Here is a 26,783-nt window from a genome sequence, read left to right as displayed (position 1 = left end):
ACATGGCACATGAAACCGAAATCAGCCGCGGCGCGGCCTGGCTCGCCGCACTCGCACGGGATGGCGCGACGACCGGTGGCGCAGCGACCGTTGCCGGCCATCCGGCCTCGGTGCAGGTCGTGGATGCCGCACTGGCCGGCGAGCCGGCGCGATTCATCGCGGTGGTGCCTGATCCCCGCAACCCCTTCCCACGGGCCCGCCGGGGCGAAGTCGGCCTGGTCGAGGGCTGGGCACTCGCGCGCGCGGTGCGCGAAGTCGTCGCCGCCGATGCCGGCACCTCGAGGCGCCGGCCGATCGTGGCGGTGATCGACGTGACCAGCCAGGCCTACGGCCGGCGCGAGGAAGCCTATGGCATCCACCAGGCGCTTGCCAGCGCCGCCGCGGCCTACGCCGACGCACGCCTTGCCGGGCATCCGGTGATCGGGCTGATCGTCGGCAAGGCGATGTCCGGCGCACTGCTCGCACACGGCTACCAGGCCAACCGGCTGATCGCCCTCGACGATCCGCAAGTCATGGTCCATGCGATGGGCAAGGCGGCCGCGGCACGGGTGACGCTGCGTTCGGTCGAGCAACTGGAGGCACTGGCCGAGAAGATACCGCCGATGGCCTACGACATCGCCAGCTTCGCCAGGCTCGGCCTGCTGTGGCGGCTGCTCCCGGTCTCCCGGCCGGACGCGCCCGATGCGGCGGACATCGACCGCGTCGAGCGCTGCCTTGCCGAGGCCCTGGACGACATCCGCGCGGACGAGCGCCGCGACCTTTCGAGCCGGCTGGGACAGCCCGACCGCCGCCTCTCGCTCGAAGTACGGGAACGCCTGCGGGCAGGCTGGGAGGCATGACCGACATCTGATCGATCCACCCAGGCGGCGATCGCGGGAAAGACGCCCTGCGCCGCCCACCGATACCAACACGGCCGCACACAACGGCCGGAACACCAAAGGAGACAACACCATGGCCATCTACGGCACCGCCTTGCTGGCGGCCTGCGTCCTCATCGGACTTTTCATCGGCGACGTCCTCGGCTCGGCGATCGGCGTCAAAGCCAACGTCGGCGGCGTCGGCTTCTCGATGCTCCTGCTCATCTTCGCCTCGGAATACCTGCGCAAGCGCGACCTGCTGCCCACGCCGACCAAGGAGGGCGTGCATTTCTGGAGCGCGATCTACATCCCCGTCGTCGTTGCCATGGCAGCCCAGCAGAATGTGGTGGCCGCAGTGAAAGGCGGACCGGCGGCGATTCTCGCCGGTGTGCTCGCCACCGCCGTCTGCTTCGCACTCATCCCCGCCATTGCGCGAATCGGCACCAAGGGGCCGACCACCGATGCACAGACCATTGCGGAGTAAGCCACCATGGAAGACATCCTTCTCGACGTCCTGACCAAGAACGGACTACTCACCGGTTTTGCCGTCATCGGCTTCACCATGCTGGTCTCCTACTGGCTGTCGAGCCGCTTCACCCGCGGCAAACTGCACGGGTCGGCGATCGCGATCATGCTCGGGCTGGCGCTCGCATACGTGAGCGGGCTCTTCACCGGTGGCCAGAAAGGCGTGGCCGACGTGCCGCTGCTCACTGGAGTTGGCCTGTTGGGCGGGGCGATGATTCGCGACTTCGCGATCACCGCCACCGCGTTCGGCGTGCATTTCCAGGAGATCCGCAAGGCGGGCGCAAGCGGCGTCGTGTCGCTGCTGGTGGGCGTGATTCTGTCCTTCGTGGTGGGCGCGGCGGTGGCTGCGGCATTCGGCTATACCGACGCGGTGAGCATGACGACGATCGGCGCCGGCGCGGTGACCTATATCGTCGGTCCGGTGACGGGCGCGGCGATCGGCGCCAGTTCGGAGGTCATGGCGCTCTCGATCGCCGCCGGGCTGGTGAAAGCCATCCTGGTCATGATCGCCAGCCCCTTCTTCGCGCCGCGCATCGGGCTCGACAACCCCCGCACGGCGATGGTCTTCGGCGGCATGATGGGCACGACCAGCGGCGTCTGCGGCGCGCTCGCGGCGATCGACCCCAAGCTCGTCCCCTACGGCGCGATGACCTCGACCTTCTATACCGGTCTGGGCTGCCTGCTGGGACCGTCGCTGCTGTTCCTCGCCACCCAGGCGCTGGTCGACTGACAACCGGGAGGGATGCCCCATGCAAGCTCACGATCTGCTGTGGCTCCATCCCGGCACCTGGGCCGACGGGGTGCCCCTGCCCGACTGGGCCGAGCCGGACTGGCCGGTGGTCGTCCGGCGTGCGCCGCGAGCTGGACGGGGCCTGATCCCGGTCGGGCTGCGCGGCCGCCACCGCAACCAGCGCCATGCTGCATGGGTGGCGCCTGCGCAGGTGATCCATTGTCGTACACCGGAAGCACTGGCGAATGAACGCGGATGGACGCGACGCCCCGGCGGCAGCTTCGCCTGCCTCGACTCACTCGCCCGCATCGCTCCCCTGCTCGAGCAAGCCGGGCTGGCGTGGGGGCCGGCCGGCGCCGTGGGATTCGTACTCGCCTGCGGCGCCACGGTCCTGCATCCGGCAAGCGATCTCGACCTGCTGCTGCGGACCGAACGCCCGCTCGACGGGAACGAGATCGCCTTGCTGAAATCCCTCAAAGCGCACGCGAGCTGCCGGCTCGACATCCAGGTCGACACCGGCCATGGCGGCTTCGCCTTCGACGAATGGCTGTCCGGGCGCCGCACCGTGTTGCTGAAAACCCCGCATGGCCCCCGGCTCGTGAGCAACCCATGGCAAGCGCAAACAGACGAGGATCGATCATGAGCGTCCTATTCACCTTTCCGGGCCAGGGTTCGCAGTCGCCGGGCATGCTGTCGCGGCTGCCCGCAGATGTCGAAGTCGAGCGTACCTTCGCACAGGCGCATGCAGTCCTCGGCCGTGATCCGGGCGAACTGGATACCGAGGCATCGCTCCGCTCCACGGTGGCCGTGCAGCTCGCCCTGCTGATTGCCGGCGTCGCGATGGCGCGCGTGCTGATTGCCCGCGGCGCCCGGCCGGACATGGTTGCCGGCATGTCGGTGGGCGCCTATCCGGCGGCAGTCGTCGCCGGCGTGCTCGACTACGAAGATGCGCTGCGCCTCGTCGCTCTGCGAGGCCGCCTGATGGAAGAGGCTTTCCCGGCCAGCTACGGCATGACGGCGGTGATCGGCATCGAGCTCTCCCACCTGGAGCGGATCGTCGCCCGGATCCATTCGCCATCGCAACCGGTCTTCATCGCCAACCTGAATGCGGAACGCCAGACCATCGTCGCCGGTGCCGATGCGGCGATGGAGGCGGTCGCCGGTGCCGCGCTCGAACAGGGGGCGACTCGCTGCGAGCGCCTGGCGGCCAGCGTTCCCTCGCACTGCGAGCTGCTGGCACCCGTCGCGCATGCGATGAAGAACGCATTCGCCGGCGTGGCCACGAAGCGGCCCCGCATTCATTTCCTCAGCAGCAGCGCCGCGCGCGTGCTCCGAGACCCCGCTCGCATTGCCGACGATCTCGCCGGCAACGTCGCCATGCAGGTGAACTGGCTCGACACCGCCAAGCTCGCCTGGGAGCGGGGGGCCCGGCTGGCCGTCGAGATGCCCAGCCGCGAAGTCCTCACCGGACTCACGCACGCCGCCTTTGCCGAGGGTCTCGCGCTCTGCTGCGAGAACAATCGCGTGGATACGGTCTGCGCGCTCATCCGGCGCGAACAGGAAGGCCGGACGAGGTGACGATTCCGGCCCGAGGTCACGCGCAGCTCACCTGAACAAACGCCGATCCCACACGACCGGCTCCGGCGCACTCATCTTCAGTGTCGAAAAATCGGGATGCGCCGGATTCACCACAGCGTTGAACTCCAGCCTGGCGACCACGGACGGCACGACAAGAACAAGGCTGCGGCGCGACCCGAGCCACGCATCGCCGAAACGCCGAGCAACCCTGCTGTCTTCGCCGTCCCATCCGTCCGGCAAAGCCGATGCTTCATGGCGCTCGACCAGCGAAGCGTCGTCAGGCAGTTCGGCCGTGACGAACTGCTGCATCGCAGGAATGCGGCCGATACCGGCATGCGCAAGGATTTCGAGCATCGCGCAGGCATGGCTCAGCGAGCCGTAGATGGCAGGGTGGCCGGGACTGTTCCAGCGGCCGCCCAGCAAGGCAGCGCCCGTTCCGTCCCAGATCGGATGGCGCTTGTCCGCGATGCGGTAGATGCGCATCACGCGGCGATGCCGTAGAAGAGCCGCCACAACAAGGTCTCGACGCGGCGTGCGCCCAGTTCGGTCATGGCGACCTCCAGCGGCGGCCGCCCATCGAGCATCGCATGCGGTGTGTGCAGGAAGGCGAGCGCCTCCTCGTCCGAATCCCACACATGACGGGCCGTTGCGTAGACCCGGGCAAGCCGCTCCGTCTTCTCGGATTCGGCCGCGCTCAGGCGATCACGGCGGCGCTTGAACGTCGCCTCGGGCACGACGCGACGCAGCAATGCCCGGCGCTCGTCGACATTGCGCCCCAGCCGCTCGACCCCGGCCTTCAGGGCGTTTTTGGGCAGCCCTTCGGCAACCTGCTCATCCAGCTCGGCAAACGAATGCGGCGCCGGCACAAGGGCCATCACGGCAGCGATCTGTTCAGGGGTGACGAGTTGCATGGCCGACGTCCAAGTATCACATGACCTGTTCAATATGGCTCATGTGATACCGAACATCAAGCCCGATACGATCACTCCACCGTCACCGACTTCGCCAGGTTCCTCGGCTTGTCCACATCGGTCCCCTTGACCAGCGCCGCGTGGTAGGACAGCAGTTGCAGCGGGATCACGTGCAGCACCGGCGACAGCATGCCGTAGTGCTCGGGCATGTGCAGGATGTGCACGCCTTCGGACTCGGGGATTTCGCTGCCTGCGTCGGCGAAGACGTAGAGCTCGCCGCCGCGGGCGCGGACTTCCTGCAGGTTGGACTTGAGCTTTTCCAGCAGTTCGTCGGCCGGCGACACGGCGATGACCGGCATGTCCTTGTCCACCAGCGCCAGCGGGCCGTGCTTGAGTTCGCCGGCGGCGTAGGCTTCGGCGTGGATGTAGGAGATTTCCTTGAGCTTGAGCGCGCCTTCCATCGCGATCGGCCAGTGGCTGCCGCGGCCGAGGAAGAGCGCGTGCTCCTTGCCGGCGAAACGCTGCGCCCACTTCTCGATCTCGGGCTCGAGCTCCAGTACTTTCTGCACGGCGACCGGCAGGTGGCGCAGCGCGGCCAGGTGGCGCTCCTCGTCGGCTTCGGTCAGGCGGCCGTTGATCTTGGCGAGCGCCAGCGTCAGCAGCGCGAAGGCGGCGAGCTGGGTGGTGAAGGCCTTGGTGGAGGCGACGCCGATCTCGGGGCCGGCGCGGGTGATGAAGCGCAGCGCGGTTTCGCGCACGATGGCGGATTCGGGCACGTTGCAGATCGCCAGCGTGCGCTCCATGCCGAGCGACTTGGCGTGCTTGAGCGCGGCCAGGGTGTCGGCGGTCTCGCCCGACTGCGAGATGACGACGACCAGGGTGTCGCGGTCGGGCACCGATTCGCGGTAGCGGTATTCGCTGGCGATCTCGACCGTCACCGGCAGCCTGGCGATGGCTTCGATCCAGTAGCGCGCCACCAGCCCGGCGTGGTAGCTGGTGCCGCAGGCCAGCACCAGCACGCGGCGCACGCCGTCGAAGACTTCGGGCGCGCGCGCGCCGAAATGCTGGGACGCGGCCCCTCCGCCGCCGGTGATCATTTCCAGCGTGTTGCCCAGCGCCTGCGGTTGCTCGAAGATTTCCTTCTGCATGTAGTGGCGGAACTGGCCCAGTTCGACCGCGTCGGCGGACAGGCTGGACAGATGCACTTCGCGCTCGACCGGGGTGCCGTCGGCGAGCACGACGCGGTAGCCGTCGCGGCGCAGTTCGGCCAGGTCGCCGTCTTCCAGGTACACGACCTTGCGCGTGACCTGCAGCAGCGCGGCGGTGTCGGACGCGGCATACATGCCGTCGTCCGCCACGCCCAGCAGCAGCGGCGAGCCGCGGCGGGCGACGATGGCGCGGAAGGGATCGGCTTCGGCCAGCACGCCGATGGCGTAGGCGCCGACGAGTTCGTTGGTCGCCAGCCGCACCGCCTCGAACAGGTCGGGCACGCCCTGCAGCTTGCTGTGGATCAGGTGGGCGATGGCTTCGGTGTCGGTATCGGAGGTGAACACGTAGCCGCGCGCCTGCAGTTCGGCCTTGATGCTCTCGAAGTTCTCGATGATGCCGTTATGCACCACCGCCAGGCCGCCCGAGATGTGCGGGTGGGCGTTGCGCTCGGACGGCACGCCATGGGTGGCCCAGCGGGTATGGGCGATGCCGGTGGTGGCGGAAAGCTTGCTGGCGTCGGCCAGCGCGGCGAGTTCGGCGACGCGGCCGGCCGAGCGCAGGCGGGTCAGTTCGCCCGCCAGCACGGCGAGGCCGGCGGAATCGTAGCCGCGGTATTCGAGCTTGCGCAGACCTTCCAGCAGGACGGGAACGACGTTGTTCGTTGCAATGGCGGTGACGATGCCACACATGGCGAGACTTCCTTGAAAGTGTGATTCGTTGGCGTCGGCGGCGAGCAGGCGCTCAGCGCGGCTGCTTGACCGGGCGCTTCCAGTTGGCGAGGCTGAGCTGCCGGACGCGGGTGACGGTGAGCTGCTCCGGCGGCGCATCCTTGGTCAGCGTGGTGCCGGCGCCCAGCGTGGCGCCGCGGCCGACGCGCACCGGCGCGACGAGTTGGGTGTCGGAGCCGATGAAGACTTCGTCCTCGATGATGGTGCGGTGCTTGTTGGCGCCGTCGTAGTTGCAGGTGATGGTGCCGGCGCCGATGTTGACCTTGCTGCCTACGTCGGCGTCGCCGACGTAGGCCAGGTGATTGGCCTTGGAGTGGTCGGCGATGACGCTGTTCTTGATCTCGACGAAATTGCCCAGATGCACGTCGCTGCCGAGCACGGTACCCGGGCGGGTGCGGGCGTAGGGGCCGATCACGCAGGCCTGGCCCATCGTGGTGCTGTCGACGTGGCTGAAGGCTTCGATGCGCGAACCTGCGCCGATGCGCGCGTTGCGGATCACGCAGTTGGGGCCGATGCGGACCTTGTCGCCCAGTTCCACCGTGCCTTCGAACACGCAATTGGCGTCGATCTCGACGTCGCGGCCGATGCTCAGGCTGCCGCGCACGTCGATGCGCGCGGGATCGATCAGCGTCGCCCCCTCTTCCATCAGGCGGCGGGCGATGTTGCCCTGGTGGAGGCGCTCCAGTTCGGCGAGCTGCATCTTGTTATTGACGCCCAGCGTCTCGGCGAAGGCGTCGGGCTGCTCGCTGACGACTTCGACGCCGTCGGCCACGGCCAGGCCGATGATGTCGGTGAGGTAGTACTCGCCCTGGGCGTTGTCGTTGCCGATGCGGCCGAGCCAGCCGCGCAGCCGGGCGACCGGCGCCACCAGGATGCCGGTGTTGACTTCCTGCACCTTGCGCTCTTCGTCACTGGCATCCTTTTCCTCGACGATGCGGGTGATGCGGCCGGCGCCATCGCGCAGGATGCGGCCATAGCCGGTGGGATCGTCCATCCTCACCGTCAGCAGCGCCAGGCGCTCGCCACCGGCAGCGGCGGCCAGGCGGCGCAGCGTGGGCACGCCGATCAGCGGCACGTCGCCGTACAGCACCAGCGCCATGTCGCCGTCGCTCAGGTGCGGCAGGGCTTGCTGCACTGCATGGCCGGTGCCGAGCTGGGGCTGCTGCCGCGCCCAGGCCAGGTCGGGAGCGTCGAGGTGTTCGCGCACCGCTTCACCGCCGTGGCCATAGACCACGCAGATGCGCCGGGCATCGAGCGTGCGGGCGGCATCGAGCACGTGGGCGAGCATCGGCTTGCCGGCGATGGGTTGCAGAACCTTGGGCAGAACCGAGCGCATGCGCTTGCCCTGGCCGGCGGCGAGAACGACGACTTCCATGGAAATCTTCCAGCAGATTGACGAGTAGCGCGGAGTGTACCACCGCGGCACAGCATGAAATGTGAGCGAATGCATGGCAGATGCGTGAAAACGGCGGCGTTTTTCCAGCAAATCCCGCACAGATTGACGCATTGCACAAATGCGGCGCTTTTCCGCTTATATTCGTCACGGGCAGCGGCTAGAATTGCATGTTGCACTGCACACACAAATCAGGGATCCGCCATGGAACATTCCGACACCCAGTTCATACAGAACCGCACCTTCGACGAGATCCAGGTCGGGGACTTCGCCCAGCTGGTGCGTACCCTGCGCCCGGAAGACATCCATCTGTTCGCGGCCATGTCGGGCGACGTCAACCCGACCCACGTCGACGTCGAGTACGCCCGTTCCAGCCAGTTCCGTGAAGTGGTCGGCCACAGCATGTGGGGCAGCACGCTGATCTCGACCGTGCTCGGCACCGAATTCCCCGGCCCGGGCACGGTGTACGTTTCGCAGGGACTCAACTTCTGGCGCCCGATCACGATCGGCGACACGCTGACGATCACCGTCACCTGCAAGGAAAAGTTCGAGCACAACCACCACATCATCTTCGACTGCCTGGCGGTCAACCAGGACGGACTGAAGGTCATCGACGGCATCGCCGAAGTCATGGCGCCGACGCAGAAGATCAAGCGCGCGCGCATCGTGCTGCCCGAAGTCACCATCTCCGACCGCGAACTGCGCTACCGCCACCTGCTGTCGGTGTCGGCCGGCCTGTCGCCGATCCCGATCGCGGTGATGCATCCCTGCGACAAGGAGTCGCTGTCCGGCCCGGTACAGGCGGCCAGGGCCGGCCTGGTCGATCCGATCCTGGTCGGCCCCGAGAACAAGATCCGCGCCGTGGCCGAAGAACACGGCATCGACATCAAGGGCTTCCGCATCGTCGATACCGAGCACAGCCACGCCTCGGCCGCCACCGCGGTCGCGATGTGCCGCGATGGCGAGGCCGAAGCCCTGATGAAGGGCTCGCTGCACACCGACGAGATGATGAGCCAGGTGGTCAAGAACCTGCGCACCGGCCGCCGCATCAGCCACGTCTTCCTCGCCGACGTGCCGACCTACCCGCACCCGCTGATGATCACCGACGCCGCCGTGATCATCGAGCCGACGCTGGAGGACAAGGTCGACATCATCCAGAACGCGATCGAGCTCGCCCACATGCTCGGCCTGCCCGAACCCAAGGTCGCGATCCTGTCGGCGGTGGAGACCGTCACCTCCAAGATCCGCTCCACCCTCGAAGCGGCCGCGCTGTGCAAGATGGCCGACCGCGGCCAGATCAAGGGCGGCCTGCTCGACGGCCCGCTCGCCTTCGACAACGCGGTGTCGCTGGTCGCGGCCAAGACCAAGGGCATCAAGTCGGTGGTCGCCGGCAATGCCGACATCCTGGTGGTGCCCGACCTCGAATCCGGCAACATGGTCGCCAAGCAGCTCGAATACCTCGCCAACGCGCTGATGGCCGGCGTGGTGCTGGGCGCGCGCGTGCCCATCGTGCTGACCAGCCGTGCCGACACCGCCGAAACCCGCGCCGCCTCGTGCGCCGTGGTCCAATTGATGGTGCACAAGAAGCGGGAGATGTTGAAAGCATGAAAGCCGTCCTCGTCCTCAATGCGGGCTCCAGCAGCCTGAAGTTCGCGCTCTACGCCATCAACGGCGAAGTCGCCGCGGCACCGGCCGTCTCCGGCCAGGTCGAAGGCATCGGCGCCACGCCCGAAATCACGCTGAAGACGGCCGACGGCCAGCGCATCCAGGAAGCGGTGAATGCCACGGGCAGCCAGGGCGAACAGCACCGCGACGCCCTCGACCACGTCTTCAAGCTGCTGGCGGCGCACAACCCCAGCCTCGAAATCGTTGCCGCCGGCCACCGCATCGTGCATGGCGGCGACCGCTACAGCGCGCCGGTGGTGCTGAACGCCGAGCTGATCGACGAACTGGAAGACTTCATCCCGCTCGCGCCGCTGCACCAGCCGCACAACCTGCGGGCGGTGCATGCGGTGACCGCGCTGATGCCGTCCATTCCGCAGGTGGGCTGCTTCGACACCGCCTTCCACCGCACCCAGCCCGCCATCGCCCAGGCTTTCGCGCTGCCGCGCCGGCTGACCCAGGGCGGCATCAAGCGCTACGGCTTCCACGGCCTGTCCTACGACTACGTCTCCCGCCAGTTGCCGGAAGTCATCGGCGAGCGTGCCAAGGGCGCGGTCGTCGTCGCCCACCTCGGCAACGGCGCCTCGATGACGGCACTGCGCGACGGCAAGAGCGTGGCGTCGACGATGGGCTTCACCGCCGTCGATGGCCTGATGATGGGGACGCGCACCGGCAGCATCGACCCCGGCGTGCTGCTCTACCTGATGGAAGAAAAAGGCATGGACGCGCGCGCGCTGACCCGCCTGCTGTACAAGGAGTCGGGCCTGCTCGGCGTCTCCGGCATCAGCCAGGACATGCGCACCCTGCTCGCCGCCGACGCCCCGGAGGCGAAGGAAGCGGTGGACCTGTTCTGCTACCGCATCGCCCGCGAACTCGGCTCGCTGGCGGCAGCGGCCGGCGGCCTGGACGCGCTGGTGTTCACCGGCGGCATCGGCGAGCATGCCGCACCGGTCCGCCAGAAGGTGGCCGAACTGGCGGCCTGGATGGGCGTGAAGATCGACGCTGCGGCCAATGCCGACCATGCCCGCCGCATCGATGCCGCCGACAGCCGTGTCGCCGTGGCGGTGGTGCCAACCAATGAAGAACGCATGATCGCGCGCTACACGGCCGAAGCCCTGAGGCTGTGATCGCGGCGCGGGCGCCCAATACTGTTCGTTCAAGCTGGCGCTTCTTTTCGCCGTAGGAGCGGCTTCAGCCGCGAAAGGTGGCTGTTCGCGGCTGAAGCCGCTCCTACACCAAGAGGGAATCTCCCAAGTAAACAGCATTGGCGCGGGCGCAGCCTGCCCGGCTGCGCCCCTGCGCCCGGCGGGGCGGGGTCGTCCTGCGGAAGCTACCCACCCGGGGCTACCCGCCTGGGGTTCTCCCGCCTTGAGGCGGCTTTCCGCCCGGTGCTAATGTCATTGCTCCAGCACGATGGAGCAAGGACATGATCCCCGCCCGCAAGCTTCTCGCCACCGCCCTGATGATGGCCGCCTTCGGCGCCTGGGCGAAACAGGCTGTCGACACCGGCCACGGCGGCGCCGTCGCCACCATCTCGCACCACGCCAGCCTGGCGGCGATGGAAATCCTCGATGCCGGCGGTAACGCCATCGACGCCGCGGTCGCCGCCGCCGCCACGCTCGGCGTCACCGCCCCCTTCAGCTGCGGCATCGGCGGCGGCGGCTTCATGCTGATCTACTCGGCGCGGGACAAGCGCGTGATCGCGCTCGACCACCGCGAAACGGCCCCCGCCCGCTTCCATCCCGGGGTCTTCCTGAATGCCGACGGCAGCGAAATGGAATGGGCGGCCGCGGTCCCCAACGGCCTGTCGGTCGGCGTGCCCGGCACCGTGCGCGGCTGGCACGACGCGCTGACGCGCTACGGCACGATGGACTTCGGGCAGGTGCTCGCGCCGGCGATCCGCGTCGCCGAGCAAGGCTTCGCCATCGACGACAACTTCCACCGCCTCAACCAGGGCAACGAAGCGAAGTTCGCGCGCTTTTCCAGCACCGCCGCGCTCTATCTGAAGGACGGCAAGGCGCTGCCGGTCGGCACCCATTTCCGCAATCCAGACCTGGCGCAGACCTACCGCGACATCGCCCGCGGCGGCGTCAAGGCCTTCTACGAAGGGCCGATCGGCGCCAGCATCGTCGCCGCGGTCAACCACCCGCCGGCCAATCCGGGCGTCAGCGTCATTCCCGGCCACCTCGACATGGCCGACCTCGCCGACTACGAAGCCCGCGTCCGCCAGCCGATCCGCTCCAGCTATCGCGGCTACGAGATCCACGGCATGCCGACGCCGTCCAGCGGCGGCATCGCCATCGCCCAGGCGCTGAACATGCTGGAGACCTTCGACCTCCCCCGCCTGCCGCGCGCCGAAGTCGAGCACCTCTACCTCGAAGCCTCGCGCCTGGCCTTCGCCGACCGCAACGCCTACGTCGCCGACGAGGCCTTCATCGACGTCCCGCGCGACGGCCTGCTGTCCAGGGACTACGCGCGTGAACGCGCCAGGGCCATCGGCGCCGCTGCCGCGTCGGGCAAGGTCGAGGCAGGCGATCCCTACGCGTTCCAGCACGACCTGTCGGTGCCGCTGCGCCCGGCGCCACAGCCGCTCGCACACGAGTCGATGCACACCACCCACCTCACAGTGTCCGACCGCGAAGGCAACGTCGTCGCCTACACCTTCACCATCGAATCCTGGGGCGGCAGCGGCATCGTGGTGCCGGGGCGCGGCTTCATCCTCAACAACGAGATGACCGACTTCGACTTCAGCGGCCCGCACCCCAACGTGCCCGAAGCCCACAAGCGGCCACGCTCCAGCATGAGCCCGACCATCGTGCTGAAGGACGGCACCCCCGCCTTCACCATCGGCTCGCCCGGCGGCTCGACCATCATCACCACCGTGCTGCAGACCATCGTCAATCACGTCGATCTCGGCATGAGCCTGGCCGACGCGCTCGCCGCGCCGCGCATGAGCCAGCGCAATGCCGGCACCACCGAAGTCGAAACGCTGCTGGACTTCCCCGGCAGCGCACAGGCCAGGGCACTGGAAGCGAAAGGCCATGCATGGCGCGAAACCGATCAGATCGGCGCCGCCAGCGGCATCCGCTTCAATGCCGACGGCACCGTCACCGCCGTCAGCGAGCCGCTACGCCACGGCGGCGGCAGCGCCATCGTGCAGAAGCAGTAAGTCAGGCGAACAGGCCGGCCTCGTCCGCGGCGATCCATGCCGCGGTCGCGGCGAGCAGCACCGCCATCGTGTAATTGAAGCTGCGCAGCGCCGCCGGCCCTTGCAGCCATTCGCGCAGGCGCGCGCCCGCCACCGCCCACAGCGCGATGCAGGGCAGATTGACCACCAGGCAGACCAGTGCCAGCCCGGCCGCCGCCTGCCAGCCCGCGTTCGGCGGCAGGAACAGGATCGCGGCATTGAGCACCATCATCCAGGCTTTCGGATTGACCCACTGGAACATCGCCGCCCCCAGGAAACCCAGCGGCCTTGCCCGTCCGCCGCGGCCCGGCTGGCCAGCGCGGGCCTGGCGCAAGGCCAGCCACAGCAGGTAGCCGCAGCCCACCGCCACCAGCGGCGGCCGCAGCGCATCGAACCAGGCCATGGCCCAGGCCAGGCCGCTGGCGACGATCAGCATCTGCAGGCTGCTGCCGACGCTGACGCCGAGCATGTGCGGCAGCGTGCGGCGAAAGCCGAAGTTCACCCCGCTGGCGGCGAGCATGATGTTGTTCGGCCCCGGCGTCACCGACATCGTGGCCACGTAGGTCATCAGCGGCAGGTCGATCACGGCGTTCTCCTCATGGGTATCGAGGAAGAACTATACGAATCGGCGCTTTATGGTTACAGAGCCAGAAAAATGGTTTTATAGTGGTTACAGATGAGCTTCAAAACCATCTGTATCCATGAAAGGCAGCGTGTACTGTGACCCCAGACCTCCACTCTCCGGACCTCCCGCCTCCACCGCTCTACCAGGCGCTGACGGAGGAGCTGCGCGAAGCGATCCGCGACGGCCGCCTCGCCGCCGGCGCGCGCCTGCCTTCGGTGCGCGAAGCGGCGGCCAGCCGCGGCATCAGCATCAACACCGTGATCGCCGCCTACCGCCAGCTCGAAGCCCAGGGCCTGGTCGACGCGCGGCCGCAGGCCGGCTACTTCGTGCGCGCCCGGCTGGCCGTGCCCCCTGCCCCGCAAGCCGCAGCGGCCGAACCGAGTTCCGCGATCGCCGCCGAGAGCACCGTGCTGAGCCGCATCGCCGCGGTGCTGGCGGCGCAGACGCGGCCGGACACCATCGACCTGTCGCTGGCCTGCCCCAAGGGCAGCGACTTCTACCCGGGCGAAAAGCTCGGCCGCATCGTCGCCGAGCTGACCCGCCGCCACCCGGAACTGCTCACCGATTATTCGCTGCCGCCCGGCTCGCTGCTGCTGCGCCGGGAGATCTGCCGGCACGCCACCGAGCTGGGCATGCAGTTGCAGCCCGACGCCATCCTGCTGACCAACGGCTGCATGGAAGCGCTGCAACTGGCGCTACGCGCCACCACCCGGCCCGGCGACACCGTGGGGCTGGAGTCGCCGACCTATTTCAACCTGATTCCGCTGCTCGACCGCCTGGGCCTGAAGGCGATCGAGATCCCCACCCATCCCGAAGGCGGGCTGTCGCTGGACGCGCTCGAGCTGCTGCTGTCGGAAAAGCGCCTGCAGGCAGTGGTGACGATGCCGACGGTGCACAATCCGCTCGGCACCAGCATGAGCCCGGCCAACAAGCGCCGCCTGGCCAGGCTGGCACACGACTACCGCGTGCCGGTGATCGAGGACGCGCTGTACGCCGAACTGCAGTTCAGCACGCCGCTGCAGCCGACGGCCAAGGCCTTCGACCGGGACGGCTGGATCATCGTCTGCGCGTCCTACACCAAGACCCTGGCGCCCGGCATGCGGGTGGGCTGGATGGAAGGCGGCCGCTTCGGCCGCGAACTGGCCGAACTCAAGTTCTGTGCCTCGGTGGCGCAGCCGGCGTTGCTGTGCGAAGCGATCGGCCGCTTCCTCGAGAGCGGCGGCTACGCCCAGCACATGCGCCGCCTGCGCCGCACCTATGCCGCCCAGACCGAGCGCCTGCGCGGCCTGATCCACGACGCCTTTCCCGCGGGCACGCGCGCCACCCGGCCCGGCGGCGGCTTCCTGGTGTGGGTCGAGCTGCCCGAAGGCTGCGACACCAACCGCCTGTTCGACCTCGCCCTGCGCCGCGGCATCGGCATGACGCCGGGCAAGCTCTATTCACCTTCGGGCCGCTACGACCGCCACCTGCGCCTGTCGGGCTGCTATCCCTTCAGCGACCGCCACGTGCATGCGCTGATGACGCTGGGCGAACTGGCCGGCGGGCAGTTGCGCTGAACGGCCCGCCGGCCGGCCTTCATCGGTTGTAGCTGCCGACTGCCACCAGCAGCCCGTGGCTCAGGCGGAACAGGGTGTGCTTGCTTTCCACCTTGCCGGTGGTCGGGTTGCGCCAGAAGTAGTCCAGCTCGCCGCTGCCGTCCTTGCGGGCGATCTCCAGCATCTGGCGGATGATGTACTGGCCGCGCGGGTCCTGCAGTTCGAAGCCGTCCGTCCCCACCATCGCCGGCGTCGCACCGTGGGCGAGGAAGCGGCCGCTTTCGGCATCGACGACGAAGACGTACAGGTCGTTGCGCACGAAGCGGCCGTTCAGGTCCTGGAACTCGGCGAGCGCCGCATCCTTGCCGCCATCGAGCGCCCGCAGCGCGGTGCGCAGCATGGCCCTGGCTTCCAGCGCGGTGGCGCGGGGCGGGTAGTAGCCCACCGCCACGATCACTTCGCCGACCTTGCGGAACAGCGTCGTCTTCGGTTCGCCCCGGCTGTCGGCGGGATTGAACCAGCGGTATTCGATACTGCCCTGGCCGTCCCGCCTGGCGATCTCGATCATCTCGCGGAAGAAGGCCTTGCCGTCGGTATCGGTGTAGTCGAGCACGTTGTCGCCGACCAGCGCCGCGGACGAACCGCCGCTGGCCAGGAAGACGCCGTCGGTCCGCAGCGCGTAGGCATAGAGGTCACGGTCGACGAAGGCCGACTGGCGGGCGAAGTCCAGCGCGCCGGCTTCGCCCTTCTCGGCAACGTGCCGGGCGGCGATGTCGAGCAGGGCTTCCGCGCGTGCCTGCAGCGCGCTCCTGGCCACCGGGGCATCGACCGTCTCCGCCAGCAAGGGCGCAGGTGCGGCGATCGTGGCGAGCATGGCCCCCAGGATCAGGGGTTTCAGGCAAGAAACCAGCGATTTCATCATGTTCTCTCTCCCAATGATCTAGTAGCCCATCATTCGTGGCAGCCACAGGCTGATCACCGGGAAGAAGGCGATCACGAACAGGGCGATGGTCTGCGCGAGGACGAAGGGCGGGATGCGGGCGACGATTTGCTCCACGCTCGATCCGCCGATCCCCGAGGCGACGAAGATGTTCTCACCCAGCGGCGGCGTCATGAAGCCGATCGACAGCGCGCAGATGACGACGATGCCGACGTGGGTCGGATCCGCACCCAGCATGTACATCATCGGCAGCAGCACCGGCACCAGGATCATGATCGCCGCCAGCGTTTCCATGAACATGCCGAAGAACAGCAGGAACAGGATCAGGATGGTCCAGATCAGGTACATGTTGTCGGTCAGGCTCAGCAGCGAGGCAGCGACCGTGGCCGGAATCTGCTGCTCGACCATCAGCCGGCCGAACACCGTGGCAGCGAACAGGATCAGCAGCACGCGGCCGGTGATCCAGGTGGTGGTGCGCAGCGAGATCAGCACTTTCGAGAACTTCAGTTCGCGGTGCAGGAAGAAACCGACGAACAGCGTGTAGAAGATCGCCACGATGGCCGACTCGGTGGGCGTGAACATGCCGGTGTAGATGCCGCCGAGGATCACCAGCGGTGCCAGCAGCGACCACACGCCGCGGCGCACGGCCAGGCCGATGTCCTCGAACGACCACTTTTCGGTCAGGCCACGGTAACCGCGCTTCTTCGAAATGACATAGTTCATGACGATCAGGCTGACGGCCATGATCAGGCCCGGGATCACGCCGGCGATGAACAGCTTGGGAATCGACAGCGTGTCGAACTCGCCGAACTTCGCCACCGCCTCGGCCGGCGGCACCATGCCCAGCCCGGAAATGCCGAAGATGACCATCGGAATCGACGGCGGCAGGATGATTCCCAGCCCGCCGGACGCGGCCGTCACCGCGGAGGCGTAGCTCTTCTCGTAGTGGCGCTTGGCCATCGCCGGAATCATCAGCATGCCGACCGCGGCGGTCGTCGCCGGCCCCGAACCCGAGATCGAGCCGAAGAACAGGCAGGCCAGCACCGTGGCGGCGCCCAGCCCGCCGGTGATCGGTCCGGCCAGGGCCTCGGCGAGATCGACCAGGCGTTTCGAGATGCCGGCCGCTTCCATCAGCGCCCCGGCCAGCACGAAGGCCGGCAGGGCCATCAGCGGAAAGCTGCCGACCGAGGTGAAGGCGATCTGCACGAAGGCGATCGGGTTCTTGTCCAGCGCCAGAAAGGCGACCATCGCCGAACCCGCGAGCGCCACCGTGATTGGCGCCCCCAGCAGCATCAGGCCCAGAAAGCCGCCGAACAGGATGGGGATCAGATATTCTTCCATTGTCATGTCTCCTCCGCGTGGCGGCAATCAGCCTTGCTGGGCTCTCGCGGCAGCCACCCGCTTGATGTTCTCGATTTCCCTCGCTTCCGGATCGAGGATCTCGACACCCTTGACCAGGGTCAGGTAGTTGTTCCACAGGATGCGGATCGACATCAGCACGAAGACGACCGGCAGGATCATGTAGAAGTACTTCATCGGCAGGCCGATGGTCTGCGACTTCCAGAACAGGTTCATGCGGTTGAAGACGAAGTCGTAGCTCAGCCAGGCCATGTAGAGGTTGAAGCCCACCCACAGCAGGTCGGCGATCGCCTCGCTGACCTTCTTGACGATCGGCGGGAAGTAGCGGAAATGGAATGACACCCGGTTGTGGGCCGACATCTTGGCGGCGACCACGGCACCGAGATAGGCGAACCAGACGAACATGTAGGTCGCCAGTTCCTCGCCCCACGGGATGGTGTAGCCCCAGAACTGGCGCAGCAGGATCTGCACGAAGAGCAGCACGACGAAGAACGCCAGCAGCGCTTCACAAAAGTACTCTTCGATGTTCGCAAAGAAATTGACGATGACGCGCTTGGCGGACACGGCGGACTCTCCCTGTCTGATGCACCTCGGGCACGGCTCGCCCGGCCGCTGCAGGCAGCGGCCCTGTGGCGGCGGAGAAGCCGTGCAGGTACGGGTTGGGATGGAGATGCGGGGGTTTTCCTCCGCGGGCCGGAGGCGGCCGGCACCATCGGTGCGCTGGCCGCCTCCGGCCCGCGGGGGCCTTGGCAGGATCAGCGGCCCAGTGCCTTCAGCGCAGCGTCGAGCTTGTCCTTGCCGCCGATGCTCTTGTGGAACTTCGGCCACACGGCGGTCGTGGCCTTCTCGATCCATTCCTTCTCGCCGTCGGCCGGATCGGAGATTTCCATGCCCTTCGCCGCTAGGTCGGCGCGGATCTTCTCCTCGGATTCGAGCAGGAAGCGGTAGCTGTGCTCGGTCGCCTCGCGGCCGGCTTCCAGGATCGCCTGTTGCACATCCGGCTTCTGCGACTGGAACACCTGCTCACTGACGATCAGCGGCTCGAGCGAGAACAGGTAGCGGATGTTGGTGATGTACTTCTGCACCTCGTTGAACTTCATCGCCGACACGGTGATGTAGGGATTGTCCTGGCCATCCACCACGCGCTGTTGCAGCGCGGTGAAGGTCTCGGACCAGGCCATCGGCGTCGGGTTGATGCCCCAGGCCTGATAGGTGGCGATCATGATCTCGTTCTTGGGCACCCGGATCACCACGCCCTTGAGGTCGTTCAGGGTCTTGATCGGGCGCTTGGAATTGGTCAGTACCCGAAAGCCCGAGTAGGACCAGCCGATGATGCGCACGCCGGCATCGCGGATGGTGTTCTCGACCAGTTCCTTGCCGATGTCGCCCTGTGTCAGCAGCTTCGCCTCCTCGGCGCTCTGGATCACGTAGGGCAGCGTCAGCACACCGACCGTCGGCGAGAAGGGCGTGATGTTGTTGATCGCGACGATGGAGAAGTCCAGCACCCCCATGCCGGCGTTGTTCACCGTGTCCTGCTCGTCGCCGAGCTGGCCGTTGGGGAAGAGGTCCACCTTGTGCTTGCCGCCGGTCTTGTCGCTGAAGCTTTTGGCGAAGCTGGTGCCGAGCTCCCACTGGGTGCCGCCGGCGGCATCGCCGATCGCCATCTTGAAGGTCGCGGCCATGGTCGCGGGCGCGGCCATCATCAGGCTGGCGGCGGCCAGTACGGGCATCAGTACGGTTTTGCGGATGTTCATGATTGTCTCCTCGGCCCCTTGAAGTGGCCTTATAGGTTTGAAAAGGTGCTGCAAACTCGACTGCTCATGCAAAGCGGGCTCCGGGGCATGCGGGCGCCCCCTGTCGTCCCGTCGTTGTCGTTGTCTTCGCGGGCGCTCCTCAGAGGACCTCGTCCTTCAGGTGGTACCAGCGGTACAGCCACCACTGGCCGAACCGGCGGAAGGGCGCGAACATCTCGGCTTCGACCATTTCGCGCACGTTCGGGAAAGGCAGCCTCGACTTGAAGATCGGCAGCTCCAGCTCCCGGCCTCGCCCCGCGATCCATTGCGCCAGCCGGCGCCCGGCCTGGGCCGAATACATCACGCCGTTGCCGCCGTAGCCCAGCGCGTAATAGATCGTCTGCGCCGGATCGGGCTGGTAGATGCGCGGCATCATGTCGTGGCTGACATCCACCCAGCCCCACCACGAGTAGTCGATCTGGACGCCTTCCAGCGCCGGAAACTTGCGGTGCAGGTCGCGGATCAGGAAGTCCTCGTACTTCTTCTGCGGCGCATCCATGCCGGTGATGGCGCTGCGGCTGCCGATCTGCACCCGGTTGTCGGGCATCAGCCGGTAGTAGTGGCGCAGCACGCGCGTATCGGTGATGACCTGGGTGGTGCGGAAGTTGCACGCCTCGATCTCGGCCGCCGTCAGCGGACGCGTGACGATGGAGTTCGACAGGATGGGCAGCAGCCGGTTCTTCAGCTCCGGATGCAGGCTGTTCGAAGTGTAGCCGCCGGTGGCGATACCCACCGCGCGGGCGCGCACGATGCCGCCCGGCGTGCGCAGGTGATGCACGCCGTTGCGCGTCTCCCAACCCTGCACCGGGCTGGCCGGATGTACCGTGGCGCCCAGTGCGCGCGCCTTGCGGAGATAGCCGAAGGCGAGCTTGCCGGCGTGGATGCCGATGCCTTCCGGTTCGTGCATCGCGCCGCAGGCTTCCTTGTCGTCGACGTACTCACGCTTGACCGTTTCGGCGTCGAGGATGCGGGCGTCGTAGCCGAAGGTCTCGCGCAGCAGGCGGGCTTCCTTCTCCAGCACCGGCATCACCTTGTCGCGGTGGGCGATGTACAGGTGGCCGCCGGGCTGAGGATCGCAGTCGATGTCCTTGATCAGCTCCTTGAAGTTCTCCATGCCATCCAGGCACTCCTGGTGCATCTTCTTCGCCGTGTCCAGGCCCCAGCGCTCGATCCACTGCGAACGCTTCAGGCGCCCGGAAGCGCATTGCGCCTGGCCGCCGTTGCGCACGCTGCAGCCCCAGGCGCTGCGGTTGGCTTCCAGCACCGTGGCCTTGATGCCGTACTCCTGGGCCAGGAAGATCGCCGTGGTCAGGCCGGTGAAGCCGGAGCCGATGATGGCGACGTCGACGTCGATGTCGCGGGTGATCGGGCCATCGTCCTCCGGCGGTTCGCCGGCGGTGCCGATCCAGTAGGTCGGCGCGTAGTCGCGTCCGTGCCCGGGTGTGGGCGATACCAGCGGGTCGTAGGCCGGATCGTAGGGCGCCGACGGTGCCGTGGCCCGCCCCGCTCCGCCAGATTGATTGAAGACTGCTGCATCCATGTCCGGACTCCGTATCGGTTGGGGTCGTGTCCGAATCAGGCGGCGGCGACCGGCGGGCGATCCTTGCGGTAGGCGTTCTTCACCGCGATCTTGCCGTTGTGGAAAGTGAAGATGTCGACCATGCGGGCCTCGATCCGCGTGCCGTCGGCCTTGGTGCCGGAGAAGGTGGATTCGCTGACGCCACGGTCGCCGACGACGAAGTGGTCGGCGTCGAGCCAGGCGGCATCCGGGAAGGTCTGCCAGGCAAGCTGGAAGCCTTCGCGCACCGCATCGCGGCCGACGAAGCTGCGGCCGAGCAGGTCGGGACCGGCCACGGCATGGAAGGAGCAGTCGTCGGCCATGAAGCTCATCAGGGCGTCGATGTCGTGGCGGTTCCAGGCATCGCTGAAGGCTTGCAGGAACTCGACGGTAGGCTGGGTCATGGGGGTCTCCTGTATCTTGGCTCGTCTGTTGTCGGCCGCCGCCGGCGCAGGGCCGTGGCGGTGTCGAGGCTCAAGATTAGAAAACCATCGAAGCGCTGCGTAGGACCAGTTGGGAACAATCGTTTGGACCAGCAAGGCTGCTCAGGCGCGGCCGGCTGGCTCCAGGCGCCGGAAAGCCGTGGCGAGCCGGCGGATGCCGGCTTCGACGTCGCCGGCGGAGATGGACGAGAAGCCCAGGCGGAAGCAGTTGGCCGGCGGCGACTCGACGTTGAAGAACACGCTGCCCGGCTCGATCAGCACCCCCTCGGCCTCGGCTTCGCGCGCCAGCTCGGCGGCATCGAGCCAGGCCGGGCCTTCGACCCAGCAGGCCGAGCCGCCCGACACCGGCCGGTAGCGGAACTCCGGCAGATGGCGGTCGAGCGCCTGCATCAGGCATGCCGCCCGCTCGTGGTGCGCCGCCGACAGCCGGCGCAGCAGGGCATCGTGGTGGCCGAGCGACAGGAACAGCGCGAAGGCGCGCTGCATGAAGGCGGTCGGGTGGCGCAGGTTGAGGCGGCGGATGCCTCGGATCTCGCTGATCAGCTCGGCGGGACCGACGATGTAGCCGATGCGCAGGCCGGGGGCGAGGCTCTTCGACAGGCTGCCGACGTAGATCACGCGATCGTGCCGGTCCAGGCTCTTCAGTGCCGGCACCGGCTCGCCCTCGAACGGATTCTCGCTGTCGTAGTCGTCCTCGATCAGGACGAAATCCGCCTCGTCGGCCATGTCCAGCAGGGCTTCGCGCCGCGCCACCGGCATCGTCACCGTGGTCGGGCACTGATGGCTGGGCGTGACGTAGACGTAGTCGCAGATCCGCAGCAAGGCATTCGCGACCAGGCCGTCGGCATCGACATCGAGGTCGACGATGCGCGAGCTGCGGCTGCTGAAGATGTTGCGCGCATCGGGATAGCCGGGATTCTCGATGCCCACCGGCGTGTCCGTGCCCACCAGCAGGTCGGCGAGCAGATAGAGCGCCTGCTGCGCGCCGACGGTGACGACGATCTCGTCGTCCGACGCCCAGACGCCGCGGCGCGGCAGCACGCGGGTGCGGATCTGGCGCACCAGCGATTCGTCGTCGCGCAGGATGCGGTCCTGCGCCCACTCGCCGATCTCCAGCGCGCTCAGCGTCTTCATGCAGCACTCGCGCCAGTCCGAGGTCGGGAACAGCGAGGGGTCGAACTGGCCGTACAGGAAGGGATAGGGGTAGCTCTGCCAGTCGGCGCGCTTGGCGATGTTGCGCTGCAGGGACGGGCGGAAGCGGAAGCGCCGGCCCCACTCCGGCGAGCGCGCACTCGGCGTGGGCGCCGTTTCGGCCGGCGGCGGCGTGGCGCCGGCGGGCTGCGCCCGCCCTTCGAGCATCGCCGGGTTGACGAAATGGCCCTTGCGCTCGTGCGATACCAGATAGCCTTCGTCGGCCAGTTGCTGGTAGGCGATGACCACGGTGTTGCGCGCGACGCCCAGTTGCGCCGACAGTTCGCGGCTGGACGGTATCGGCGCATCGAGCGGCAGCTGGCCATCGAGGATGGCACTCACCAGCATTTCGCGGATCTGCCCCTGCAAGCTCAAACCCGGAGACGTCGAACGCTGGAAGAACTGCTGCCACATCGTGCCGGTCAGTTTGACGCTCATCGCCGGAATCATTCCTTTCGATCATGTCCGGGCGCGGCCCAGCAAGAATTGCTGCCGCCCCTCGGTAAAGCGCTTTTACCTTGGAGGCGGCCCGGCAGCAAAAAAGAAGAGGCGCGAGGGTATCACTCCCGGGAAGGTTTGGGGGACGGGCTCAGGCCGCCTTGCCGAGCGGGGAAATCATGCCGGTGGCCGGCGACGATGCTTCCGCCATGTAGAGCTTGCGTGGCATGCGCCCGGCGAGGAAGGCCTCGCGCCCGGCGCGCACCGCATGGCGCATCGCGCTCGCCATCAGCACCGGATCGCGCGCATGGGCGATGGCGGAATTCATCAGCACCGCGTCGCAGCCCAGTTCCATCGCGATCGCGGCATCCGACGCGGTGCCGACGCCGGCATCGACCAGCACCGGCACCTTGGCGTTGTCGATGATCAGGCGCAGGTTCCACGGGTTCAGGATGCCCATGCCCGAGCCGATGATCGAGGCCAGCGGCATCACCGCGACGCAGCCGATGTCTTCGAGCATGCGGGCCTGGATCGGATCGTCGGAACAATAGACCATGACGTCGAAGCCTTCCTTCACCAGTGTCCGCGCCGCCTTCAGCGTCTCGGGCATGTTGGGGTAGAGGTTGTTCGGGTCGCCCAGCACTTCGAGCTTGACCAGCGCGTGGCCGTCGAGCAGTTCGCGCGCCAGGCGCAGCGTGCGCACCGCATCCTCGGCGGTGTAGCAGCCGGCGGTATTCGGCAGATAGGTGTAGCGCGCCGGCGGCAGGTAGTCGAGCAGGCTCGGCTCGCCCGCGCTCTGGCCGATGTTGGTGCGGCGGATGGCGACGGTGACGATCTCCGCCCCGCTCGCCTCCATCGCCCGCCGCGTTTCGTCGAAATCCTTGTACTTGCCGGTGCCCACCAGCAGGCGGGACGTGTAGGGCCTGCCGGCGATGGTCAAGGTATCCTGCATGTCTGTCTCCTCTTTCTGCTTGTCGTGCCGGCCCGCGAACTCAGGCCGACAGCAGGCGCATCAGCATCACGATGGCCATCATGTAGAAGGCGATGAACAGGGTTTCGCTCGACAGCAGCGCGATCGGCTTCCAGCCCAGCGCGGCCAGCTTCTCGAACGAAGTCTTGACGCCCAGCGCGGAAATCGAGATCACCAGGCACCAGCGCGACACGTCCGAACTCACCTCGACCACCTGGACCGGAATCCAGCCCAGGCTGTTGACCACCACCAGCGCGGCAAAGGCGATCAGGAAGAAAGGCAGCAGCGGCGCCTTCTTGCCGCCGGCCGCCTGGGCGGACTGGGCGCGGAAGCCGAACGCGAGCACCATCACCACCGGCACCAGCATGGCGACGCGGAACATCTTCGCCAGCGTCGCCGCATCGCCGACCGCCGGCGAGATCATGAAGGCGGCGCCGACCACCTGGGCGACGTCGTGGATCGAGCCGCCGAGGAACATGCCCGCCTCGCCCACCGAAAGCCCGCCGGCGGACACCACCAGCGGATAGAGGATCATCGCCGCGGTCGAGAAAGTCGCCACGCCGATCGCGGTCAGCAGGGTGTAGTGCTCGTTCTCCTTGGTCTGCGGCAGCGTGGCGGAAATCGCCATCGCCGCCGAAATGCCGCAGATGCCGGTCGCGCCGCCCGAGATCAGGCCGAGCATCGAAGGCAGGCCGAGCATGCGCGCCATCAGCATGCCGAAGCCGATCGTCAGCACGACCGCGCCGGCCAGCGCGCCGACACCGGCCAGGCCGAGGTCGGCGACGTCGCTGAAGGCGATCCGCGCACCCAGCAGCGCGACGCCGATGCGCACCAGCTTCTTCGCCGAGAACTCGATCCCGGGAATGCATTTGTCGTTGTCCGAGAGAAAATGGAAGGCGATGCCGAGCAGCAGCGCGTAAAGGAATTTGGGGCCGCCGTAGTGATCGGAGACGAAGGCGGCGGTGATCGCGATCACCGTGCACAGCATGAATCCGGGCAGCAGCTTGCGCGCGTCGGCGAACATCGAGGCAGGCATGGCATTGGTCTGGGCAGTCATGATGCAAAGGCGCGCGAGCGCGCTCGTCCCTCTGTGCGTGATCGGGGAAAATGCCCCGCCCTTTCGGGCGGGGTTTGTTTCACGGCGCGTTGCCGCTCAGACGTAGTCCTTGTACTTGTCCAGGAAGCGCACCGGCTTCGAGAGCGCATCGCGACGGAACGGGTCGCCCAGCTCGCGCGTGCACATGATCTCGATGATCGTCGTCTTGCCCTCGTTCATCTGCAGCTCGATCGCCTTCTTCAGCGCCGGACCCACGTCCTCCAGACGATCCACCGTGATCCCTTCCGCACCCATCGCCCGCGCGATCTCCGCAAAGCTCTGGTTGTCCAGCTCGCCCGCGACGAAGCGGCGGTTGTAGAAGTCCACCTGGTTCTTCTTCTCCGCGCCCCACTGACGGTTGTGGAACACCACCGCCGTCACCGGGATGTTGTGACGCACGCAGGTCATCGTCTCCATCAGGCTCATGCCCCACGCACCGTCGCCCGCGTACGACACCGCCGGACGGTGCGGCGCCGCCACCTTCGCGCCGATGATCGTCGGGAACGCGTAGCCGCAGTTGCCGAAGCTCATCGCCGCGAAGAAGCTCCTCGGCTTCTCGAACCGAAGGTAGCTGTTGGCCACCGAGTTGATGTTGCCGATGTCCGTCGACACCATCACGTCTTCGGGCATCGCCTTTTCCAGCTCGCGCAGCACCTGGCGCGGGTGCAGGTATTCTCCGCCCGAGAACGGCTTTTCCTTCGCGTTCTCTTCGATCATGTCCAGGCTGAACGGGTCGCGCTCGTGCGTCCATTCGTCCAGTTCCTTTTCCCACGCCGCTTTCTCGGCCGCCACCTTGGCCGCGCGCTCGGCCTTGCTCGCATCGCACTCGAGCGTGCGCTTCGCAAGCCGCGACGTCAGCGCCACCGCCGCCGCCTTGGCGTCGCCGCAGATGCCCACCGAGATCTTCTTCACCAGGCCCAGCATCTTGTTGTCCGCGTCGATCTGGATGATCTTGGCGTTCTTCGGCCAGTAGTCCATGCCGTGCTGCGGCAGCGTGCCGAACGGGCCCAGCCGCGAACCGAGCGCCACCACCACGTCGGCCTGGCTCATCAGCTTCATCGCCGCCTTCGAACCCTGGTAGCCCAGCGGGCCGCACCACAGCGGGTGGCTCGCCGGGAACGAGTCGTTGTGCAGGTAGCTGTTGACCACCGGCGCGCCCAGACGCTCGGCCAGCGCCTTGCATTCCTCGACCGCGTCGGCCATCACCACGCCGCCGCCCGAGATGATCACCGGGAACTTCGCCTTGGCCAGCAGCTCGGCCGCTTCGTCCAGGCTGTGCTCGCCGCCCGCGCCGCGGTCCAGCCGCGCCGGCTTCGGGATCTCGCAGGTGATCTCGCCGTAGAAGTAGTCGCGCGGGATGTTCAGCTGCGTCGGGCCCATTTCGCTCATCGCCCGGTCGAAGCAGCGACCGGTGTACTCGGCCATCCGCGCCGGGTGCGTGACGTGGCCCTGGTACTTCGTGAACTCCTGGAACATCGGCAACTGCTTGCATTCCTGGAAGCCGCCCAGCCCCATCGTCATCGTGCCCGTCTCCGGCGTCACGATCACCACCGGGCTGTGCGCCCAGTAGGCCGCACCGATCGCCGTCACGCAGTTGCTGATCCCCGGGCCGTTCTGCCCGATCACCACGCCGTGACGGCCCGACACCCGCGCATAGCCGTCGGCCATGTGGCCCGCGCCCTGCTCGTGCACCACCGGAATCAGCCGGATCCCCGCCGGCGCGAAGATGTCCATCGCGTCCATGAACGCCGAGCCCATGATCCCGAACATGTCGGTGACGCCGTTGGCCACCAGGGTTTCGACGAAGGCTTCGGACGGCGTCATCTTGGTCGGGCCGCTCGGGATCGTGCGGCCATCGGAAAGGGATTGCGGCTGGCTCATGGGGGTCTCCTCGGTGCGATTCGGTATTGATTTAAACGGTACAAAAAGTTCCGATAAACGAAACATGATCGGAACTCTAGTGCCGCGCGCGCATGGCGTCAAGCAATAAAACAAAAATCGGAACTTTATGTACAAATTTTCGGAATTAAAATAAGATTACCTGACCCCACACAT

24 protein-coding genes are annotated in these 26,783 nt (G+C 67.2%); 9 read left to right on the top strand and 15 right to left on the bottom strand.

Annotation, left to right across the window (positions count from 1 at the left end):
* Positions 1-2 precede the first annotated feature (2 nt).
* The 5 genes from mdcE to mdcH all read left to right on the top strand — a co-directional run bounded on the left by mdcE (position 3) and on the right by mdcH (position 3,690).
* Positions 3-839, top strand: a complete 837-nt coding sequence (mdcE, locus tag ACNQFN_RS04600; protein WP_418648129.1) for a biotin-independent malonate decarboxylase subunit gamma — start codon at positions 3-5, stop codon at positions 837-839.
* 112 nt (positions 840-951) lie between these two features.
* Positions 952-1,341 (top strand): malonate transporter subunit MadL, encoded by a 390-nt coding sequence (madL, locus tag ACNQFN_RS04595; protein ID WP_418648128.1) that lies wholly within the window; start codon positions 952-954, stop codon positions 1,339-1,341.
* Between the two features lie 6 nt (positions 1,342-1,347).
* A complete protein-coding gene (gene madM / locus ACNQFN_RS04590) occupies positions 1,348-2,112 on the top strand; it encodes a malonate transporter subunit MadM (RefSeq protein ID WP_068638983.1) in 765 nt (254 codons plus the stop codon).
* 19 nt (positions 2,113-2,131) lie between these two features.
* Complete coding sequence (locus ACNQFN_RS04585) at positions 2,132-2,755, top strand: malonate decarboxylase holo-ACP synthase (protein WP_418648127.1); 624 nt, start codon at positions 2,132-2,134, stop codon at positions 2,753-2,755.
* Positions 2,752-3,690 (top strand): malonate decarboxylase subunit epsilon, encoded by a 939-nt coding sequence (gene mdcH / locus ACNQFN_RS04580; RefSeq protein ID WP_418648126.1) that lies wholly within the window; start codon positions 2,752-2,754, stop codon positions 3,688-3,690. The genes ACNQFN_RS04585 and mdcH overlap by 4 nt, the downstream gene beginning before the upstream one ends.
* A 27-nt stretch (positions 3,691-3,717) precedes the next feature.
* Here the strand turns inward: mdcH and ACNQFN_RS04575 are convergent, their stop codons facing one another.
* The 4 genes from ACNQFN_RS04575 to glmU form a co-directional block, all read right to left on the bottom strand.
* Positions 3,718-4,173: an RES family NAD+ phosphorylase gene (locus ACNQFN_RS04575; RefSeq protein WP_418648125.1), complete on the bottom strand. Its 456-nt coding sequence runs from the start codon at positions 4,171-4,173 to the stop codon at positions 3,718-3,720.
* The gene (locus ACNQFN_RS04570; protein WP_068638991.1) at positions 4,173-4,601 is read right to left on the bottom strand and encodes an antitoxin Xre/MbcA/ParS toxin-binding domain-containing protein; all 429 of its coding nucleotides are present in this window, start codon (positions 4,599-4,601) and stop codon (positions 4,173-4,175) included. Before ACNQFN_RS04570 ends, ACNQFN_RS04575 begins: the two co-directional genes overlap by 1 nt.
* 71 nt (positions 4,602-4,672) lie before the next feature.
* Entirely contained in the window at positions 4,673-6,499 is a 1,827-nt protein-coding gene (gene glmS / locus ACNQFN_RS04565) for a glutamine--fructose-6-phosphate transaminase (isomerizing) (RefSeq protein WP_418648124.1), read from the bottom strand.
* A gap of 52 nt (positions 6,500-6,551) precedes the next feature.
* Positions 6,552-7,913 carry a bifunctional UDP-N-acetylglucosamine diphosphorylase/glucosamine-1-phosphate N-acetyltransferase GlmU gene (gene glmU, locus ACNQFN_RS04560; protein ID WP_418648123.1) on the bottom strand — a complete coding sequence of 454 codons (1,362 nt, stop codon included), beginning with the start codon at positions 7,911-7,913 and terminating at the stop codon, positions 6,552-6,554.
* 222 nt (positions 7,914-8,135) lie between these two features.
* On the opposite strand from glmU, the gene ACNQFN_RS04555 reads away from it, so the two are divergent.
* The 3 genes from ACNQFN_RS04555 (at position 8,136) to ggt (ending at position 12,762) form a co-directional block, all read left to right on the top strand.
* The gene (locus ACNQFN_RS04555; RefSeq protein WP_418648122.1) at positions 8,136-9,539 is read left to right on the top strand and encodes a bifunctional enoyl-CoA hydratase/phosphate acetyltransferase; all 1,404 of its coding nucleotides are present in this window, start codon (positions 8,136-8,138) and stop codon (positions 9,537-9,539) included.
* Positions 9,536-10,720 carry an acetate/propionate family kinase gene (locus tag ACNQFN_RS04550; RefSeq protein WP_418648121.1) on the top strand — a complete coding sequence of 395 codons (1,185 nt, stop codon included), beginning with the start codon at positions 9,536-9,538 and terminating at the stop codon, positions 10,718-10,720. The genes ACNQFN_RS04555 and ACNQFN_RS04550 overlap by 4 nt, the downstream gene beginning before the upstream one ends.
* Before the next feature lie 299 nt (positions 10,721-11,019).
* Complete coding sequence (gene ggt, locus ACNQFN_RS04545; RefSeq protein ID WP_418648120.1) at positions 11,020-12,762, top strand: gamma-glutamyltransferase; 1,743 nt, start codon at positions 11,020-11,022, stop codon at positions 12,760-12,762.
* 1 nt (position 12,763) lies between these two features.
* On the opposite strand, the gene ACNQFN_RS04540 is transcribed toward ggt, so the two are convergent.
* The gene (locus ACNQFN_RS04540; RefSeq protein WP_418648119.1) at positions 12,764-13,366 is read right to left on the bottom strand and encodes a LysE family translocator; all 603 of its coding nucleotides are present in this window, start codon (positions 13,364-13,366) and stop codon (positions 12,764-12,766) included.
* 134 nt (positions 13,367-13,500) lie between these two features.
* Between ACNQFN_RS04540 and ACNQFN_RS04535 the strand changes: the two genes are divergently transcribed.
* Positions 13,501-14,961 carry a PLP-dependent aminotransferase family protein gene (locus tag ACNQFN_RS04535; RefSeq protein ID WP_418648118.1) on the top strand — a complete coding sequence of 487 codons (1,461 nt, stop codon included), beginning with the start codon at positions 13,501-13,503 and terminating at the stop codon, positions 14,959-14,961.
* Between the two features lie 19 nt (positions 14,962-14,980).
* On the opposite strand, the gene ACNQFN_RS04530 is transcribed toward ACNQFN_RS04535, so the two are convergent.
* The 10 genes from ACNQFN_RS04530 to xsc all read right to left on the bottom strand — a co-directional run bounded on the left by ACNQFN_RS04530 (position 14,981) and on the right by xsc (position 26,609).
* Positions 14,981-15,862, bottom strand: a complete 882-nt coding sequence (locus tag ACNQFN_RS04530) for a cache domain-containing protein (protein WP_418648117.1) — start codon at positions 15,860-15,862, stop codon at positions 14,981-14,983.
* A gap of 18 nt (positions 15,863-15,880) precedes the next feature.
* A complete protein-coding gene (locus tag ACNQFN_RS04525) occupies positions 15,881-17,221 on the bottom strand; it encodes a TRAP transporter large permease (RefSeq protein ID WP_418648116.1) in 1,341 nt (446 codons plus the stop codon).
* 27 nt (positions 17,222-17,248) lie between these two features.
* Entirely contained in the window at positions 17,249-17,803 is a 555-nt protein-coding gene (locus tag ACNQFN_RS04520; RefSeq protein WP_418648115.1) for a TRAP transporter small permease, read from the bottom strand.
* A gap of 191 nt (positions 17,804-17,994) precedes the next feature.
* A complete protein-coding gene (locus tag ACNQFN_RS04515; protein WP_418648114.1) occupies positions 17,995-18,993 on the bottom strand; it encodes a TRAP transporter substrate-binding protein in 999 nt (332 codons plus the stop codon).
* A gap of 139 nt (positions 18,994-19,132) precedes the next feature.
* A complete protein-coding gene (locus ACNQFN_RS04510) occupies positions 19,133-20,572 on the bottom strand; it encodes an NAD(P)/FAD-dependent oxidoreductase (RefSeq protein WP_418648113.1) in 1,440 nt (479 codons plus the stop codon).
* Positions 20,573-20,607: 35 nt separating this feature from the next.
* A complete protein-coding gene (locus tag ACNQFN_RS04505) occupies positions 20,608-20,994 on the bottom strand; it encodes a nuclear transport factor 2 family protein (RefSeq protein WP_418648112.1) in 387 nt (128 codons plus the stop codon).
* 141 nt (positions 20,995-21,135) lie between these two features.
* The gene (locus ACNQFN_RS04500; RefSeq protein ID WP_418648111.1) at positions 21,136-22,662 is read right to left on the bottom strand and encodes a PLP-dependent aminotransferase family protein; all 1,527 of its coding nucleotides are present in this window, start codon (positions 22,660-22,662) and stop codon (positions 21,136-21,138) included.
* 151 nt (positions 22,663-22,813) lie between these two features.
* Complete coding sequence (locus ACNQFN_RS04495) at positions 22,814-23,614, bottom strand: thiazole synthase (RefSeq protein ID WP_418648110.1); 801 nt, start codon at positions 23,612-23,614, stop codon at positions 22,814-22,816.
* Between the two features lie 40 nt (positions 23,615-23,654).
* Positions 23,655-24,689 carry a YeiH family protein gene (locus ACNQFN_RS04490; RefSeq protein ID WP_418648109.1) on the bottom strand — a complete coding sequence of 345 codons (1,035 nt, stop codon included), beginning with the start codon at positions 24,687-24,689 and terminating at the stop codon, positions 23,655-23,657.
* 96 nt (positions 24,690-24,785) lie between these two features.
* Positions 24,786-26,609 carry a sulfoacetaldehyde acetyltransferase gene (gene xsc / locus ACNQFN_RS04485; RefSeq protein ID WP_418648104.1) on the bottom strand — a complete coding sequence of 608 codons (1,824 nt, stop codon included), beginning with the start codon at positions 26,607-26,609 and terminating at the stop codon, positions 24,786-24,788.
* Between the last annotated feature and the right edge of the window lie 174 nt (positions 26,610-26,783).

It is taken from the genome of Thauera butanivorans, assembly GCF_048398245.1.
GTDB classification, from domain to species: Bacteria; Pseudomonadota; Gammaproteobacteria; order Burkholderiales; family Rhodocyclaceae; genus Thauera; species Thauera butanivorans.
This window is presented reverse-complemented; position numbering and strand designations above follow the sequence as displayed.

What these genes read in the sequence shown, in the direction of transcription:
- mdcE (WP_418648129.1), top strand. Translation starts at nt 3, where the DNA reads ATGGCACATGAAACCGAAATCAGCCGCGGCGCGGCCTGGCTCGCCGCA.
- madL (WP_418648128.1), top strand. Translation starts at nt 952, where the DNA reads ATGGCCATCTACGGCACCGCCTTGCTGGCGGCCTGCGTCCTCATCGGA.
- madM (WP_068638983.1), top strand. Translation starts at nt 1,348, where the DNA reads ATGGAAGACATCCTTCTCGACGTCCTGACCAAGAACGGACTACTCACC.
- ACNQFN_RS04585 (WP_418648127.1), top strand. Translation starts at nt 2,132, where the DNA reads ATGCAAGCTCACGATCTGCTGTGGCTCCATCCCGGCACCTGGGCCGAC.
- mdcH (WP_418648126.1), top strand. Translation starts at nt 2,752, where the DNA reads ATGAGCGTCCTATTCACCTTTCCGGGCCAGGGTTCGCAGTCGCCGGGC.
- ACNQFN_RS04575 (WP_418648125.1), bottom strand. Translation starts at nt 4,173, where the DNA reads ATGCGCATCTACCGCATCGCGGACAAGCGCCATCCGATCTGGGACGGA.
- ACNQFN_RS04570 (WP_068638991.1), bottom strand. Translation starts at nt 4,601, where the DNA reads ATGCAACTCGTCACCCCTGAACAGATCGCTGCCGTGATGGCCCTTGTG.
- glmS (WP_418648124.1), bottom strand. Translation starts at nt 6,499, where the DNA reads ATGTGTGGCATCGTCACCGCCATTGCAACGAACAACGTCGTTCCCGTC.
- glmU (WP_418648123.1), bottom strand. Translation starts at nt 7,913, where the DNA reads ATGGAAGTCGTCGTTCTCGCCGCCGGCCAGGGCAAGCGCATGCGCTCG.
- ACNQFN_RS04555 (WP_418648122.1), top strand. Translation starts at nt 8,136, where the DNA reads ATGGAACATTCCGACACCCAGTTCATACAGAACCGCACCTTCGACGAG.
- ACNQFN_RS04550 (WP_418648121.1), top strand. Translation starts at nt 9,536, where the DNA reads ATGAAAGCCGTCCTCGTCCTCAATGCGGGCTCCAGCAGCCTGAAGTTC.
- ggt (WP_418648120.1), top strand. Translation starts at nt 11,020, where the DNA reads ATGATCCCCGCCCGCAAGCTTCTCGCCACCGCCCTGATGATGGCCGCC.
- ACNQFN_RS04530 (WP_418648117.1), bottom strand. Translation starts at nt 15,862, where the DNA reads ATGATGAAATCGCTGGTTTCTTGCCTGAAACCCCTGATCCTGGGGGCC.
- ACNQFN_RS04525 (WP_418648116.1), bottom strand. Translation starts at nt 17,221, where the DNA reads ATGGAAGAATATCTGATCCCCATCCTGTTCGGCGGCTTTCTGGGCCTG.
- ACNQFN_RS04515 (WP_418648114.1), bottom strand. Translation starts at nt 18,993, where the DNA reads ATGAACATCCGCAAAACCGTACTGATGCCCGTACTGGCCGCCGCCAGC.
- ACNQFN_RS04510 (WP_418648113.1), bottom strand. Translation starts at nt 20,572, where the DNA reads ATGGATGCAGCAGTCTTCAATCAATCTGGCGGAGCGGGGCGGGCCACG.
- ACNQFN_RS04505 (WP_418648112.1), bottom strand. Translation starts at nt 20,994, where the DNA reads ATGACCCAGCCTACCGTCGAGTTCCTGCAAGCCTTCAGCGATGCCTGG.
- ACNQFN_RS04500 (WP_418648111.1), bottom strand. Translation starts at nt 22,662, where the DNA reads ATGAGCGTCAAACTGACCGGCACGATGTGGCAGCAGTTCTTCCAGCGT.
- ACNQFN_RS04495 (WP_418648110.1), bottom strand. Translation starts at nt 23,614, where the DNA reads ATGCAGGATACCTTGACCATCGCCGGCAGGCCCTACACGTCCCGCCTG.
- ACNQFN_RS04490 (WP_418648109.1), bottom strand. Translation starts at nt 24,689, where the DNA reads ATGACTGCCCAGACCAATGCCATGCCTGCCTCGATGTTCGCCGACGCG.
- xsc (WP_418648104.1), bottom strand. Translation starts at nt 26,609, where the DNA reads ATGAGCCAGCCGCAATCCCTTTCCGATGGCCGCACGATCCCGAGCGGC.